We start from the raw sequence: 2,097 nt of genomic DNA, 5'->3' as shown, positions 1-2,097 counted from the left end.
GACGGCGACCAGGACGTGCACGAGCTCTTCCTGGCCAACTTCCTGGCCCAGACCAAGGCATTGGCCTTCGGCAAGACCGCTGATGAGGTCCGCGCCGAGGGCACTCCGGAGGCCATCGTCCCGGCCCGGGTTTTCACCGGCAACAGGCCCACCACCTCCATTTTCGGCGATGCGCTGACCCCGGCAGCCCTGGGTGAGCTGATTGCCCTCTACGAGCACATCACACTGACCGAGGGCACCGTCTGGGGCATTGATTCCTTCGACCAGTGGGGAGTTGAGCTGGGCAAGAAGCTGGCCCGCGAGATCACCCCGGCCATCTCCCGGGACGACCAGGCGCTGGCCGAGCAGGATCAGTCCACCAGGTCTCTGATCGCTTTCTACAGGGCCCACCGTCGCTGATGTCCGGCCGGGCCCTTGCGGGTCCGGCTCATGGTATATTATTGGACAGTTGTTTGCCGGAAGGGTAGCTGCCGCATGGGCTCCCTTCCTTTCAGGTCCAGCCGGATGCTCCGGCGGATCGGCACCCCCGACGGCAGACCGTCGGGTTCCGTTCAGGATTGCTTCCTTGTGGATTGCGATCCATGACATGGGTCGATGTGCGGCGGCCATGGAGGAACAGCATGAATGCGATTCAGGAATTTGACGCCAGCCACATGAAGCCTGCGGAGCAGATCCCCGACTTCCGCCCCGGCGATACCGTCGAGGTCAACGTCAACATCACCGAGGGCAACAACTCCCGTATCCAGGCTTTCACGGGCGTGGTGATCGCCCGTCAGGGCTCCGGCGTGCGCGAGACCATTCTGGTGCGCAAGGTCAGCTTCGGCGTGGGCGTCGAGCGCCGCTTCCCTCTGCACTCCCCACAGATTGATTCCATCAAGGTGCTGCGCCACGGCCGTGTCCGCCGTGCCAAGCTCTACTATCTGCGTGGGCTGCACGGCAAGGCCGCCCGCATTGTCGAGCGGCGCGACAACAAGGCTGAGTCCGTCAAGTAGGATTTTGCCGGGGCGATCCAGCCCAGACCTTGGCCGTAAACACCCGGGATGTAATTCTCCCGGGTTTTTTCATGCTTGGGTGTGTACGCTATGAGGCATGCGGAACCTATTCTATTAGTGTGTGGGTTCCTGCTGATGACAAGGAGTGAATATGGCCTTTCGGGATGAGGAAACGACCCCGTCAGGACTCTGGTACCCGGACGGCAGGCAGGCCGCCTCAGCCCCGGTGCCGCCCCGTCATGCCCTCGACCACCCTGGTGGGCGCGGCTCTGCCAAGGGCAGCCACCCACGTCTCGGTGAGCGTGGCTTCCTGCCCGAGTTCCTGTTCGAGCTGGTTGTCCTGCTGGTAGTCGTCTCCATCCTGCGCATATTTTTGATCTGCAACTACATCATCCCTTCCGGCTCCATGGAGAACACCTTGGGCATCGGGGATAGAATCCTGACCACTCATAGGCTGACCAGATCCATGGTGGCCCCCCGCCGTGGGGATGTGGTGGTCTTTACCGACCCTGCTGACTGGCTCGGAGATGAATCTTCGCCCAGCTTCCGAGGCAATCACCTGGTCAAACGCCTGATTGGCATGCCCGGCGACACGGTGGCCTGCAAGGGTCATGGCGCCCCGGTCACCGTCAACGGTGTTGCCCTTGACGAGAGCTCCTACCTGCGCCCAGGGGTAGAGCCCAGCTCCTTCCCCTTCAGCATCAAGGTCGATCCTGGGCATGTCTTCGTCATGGGCGACAACCGCTCCAACTCTGCAGATTCCCGCCTGCACAAGGACGACGGCCACAATGGCCTGGTTCCCATAGACAACATCAAAGGCACTGCATTGCTGACCTATTATCCGGTGGGCAGCTGGAAGCTGCTCAATAACCAGCACAAGGTCTTCGACGCCGTGCCCGACCCGAAGCAGGACTGAACCGGCTGTGAGGCGGATTCTGCCAACCCTGGCCACCGAGGCTGCCTTGGCAGACCAGGGAGCTGAGTATGTGCTGGGCCTGGATGAGGTCGGTCGGGGAGCCCTGGCGGGCCCGGCCATGGTTGGCGTGGTGGCGGTCAGGTCCTCCGACCTGCCCCATTTGAAAGTCCCTGACGGGGTGGCGGATTC

At 62.5% G+C, this 2,097-nt stretch carries 3 protein-coding genes and 1 pseudogene; all 4 read left to right on the top strand.

Annotated features, from left to right (window positions below; translation table 11 throughout):
• Nucleotides 1-399 (top strand): phosphoglucose isomerase-related protein (locus AC0AP0_RS12690; protein WP_490430743.1); only part of this gene is annotated, 399 nt, incomplete at its 5' end.
• A gap of 221 nt (nucleotides 400-620) precedes the next feature.
• Entirely contained in the window at nucleotides 621-992 is a 372-nt protein-coding gene (rplS, locus tag AC0AP0_RS12685; RefSeq protein WP_254476861.1) for a 50S ribosomal protein L19, read from the top strand.
• A gap of 151 nt (nucleotides 993-1,143) precedes the next feature.
• The gene (gene lepB / locus AC0AP0_RS12680; RefSeq protein WP_490430746.1) at nucleotides 1,144-1,908 is read left to right on the top strand and encodes a signal peptidase I; all 765 of its coding nucleotides are present in this window, start codon (nucleotides 1,144-1,146) and stop codon (nucleotides 1,906-1,908) included.
• Nucleotides 1,909-1,915: 7 nt separating this feature from the next.
• A pseudogene (locus AC0AP0_RS12675) lies at nucleotides 1,916-2,097 on the top strand (ribonuclease HII); the annotation flags it as partial.

The organism is Bifidobacterium sp. POST2/T3 (B1) (assembly GCF_058197115.1).
This window is presented reverse-complemented; position numbering and strand designations above follow the sequence as displayed.